Below are 597 nucleotides of genomic sequence, written 5' to 3'. Positions count from 1 at the left end.
CCCTTCATCGCCTCTGACTGCCAGGGCATCCACCGTGTACGCTTAGTCGCTTAACCTCACAACCCGAAGATGTTTCTCGCGATTCATCATCGTGTTGCGAAAATTTGAGAGACTCACGAACAACTTTCGTTGTTCTGTGTTTCAATTTTCAGCTTGATCCAGATTTTTAAAGAGCAAAACTTCGCAGTGAACCCTTTCAGGTACACTCTGAAGTATTTTTTCGTAAACACTCACGAGATGGTGGAGCTATGCGGGATCGAACCGCAGACCTCCTGCGTGCAAAGCAGGCGCTCTCCCAGCTGAGCTATAGCCCCATCGTGTAGTCAGAACCTCTTACCTTTGATTCGTTTCCGGGCGCGGCGTGGTGAAGCGAAGCATACTGAAGTATGCGAGCTTTGCCACAACAAAGCACGGGAGCGAATCTGGTAGGCCTGAGTGGACTTGAACCACCGACCTCACCCTTATCAGGGGTGCGCTCTAACCACCTGAGCTACAAGCCTGTAGAGGTTTTACTGCTCGTTTTTCATCAGACAATCTGTGTGAGCACTGCAAAGTACGCTTCTTTAAGGTAAGGAGGTGATCCAACCGCAGGTTCCC

2 tRNA genes are annotated in these 597 nt (G+C 50.1%); both read right to left on the bottom strand.

What is annotated here, in order from left to right:
• Positions 1-238 precede the first annotated feature (238 nt).
• Positions 239-314, bottom strand: a tRNA-Ala gene (locus ACLJQD_RS22930).
• Positions 315-423: 109 nt separating this feature from the next.
• Positions 424-500: transfer RNA gene (locus tag ACLJQD_RS22925), tRNA-Ile, on the bottom strand.
• Positions 501-597: the final 97 nt, after the last annotated feature.

Source organism: Salmonella sp. SAL04214 (assembly GCF_046550615.1).
In the GTDB taxonomy this organism is placed as follows: Bacteria; Pseudomonadota; Gammaproteobacteria; order Enterobacterales; family Enterobacteriaceae; genus Salmonella; species Salmonella enterica.
Note: the sequence above shows the minus strand (reverse complement) of the source record. Positions and strands in the feature narration are given on the sequence as shown.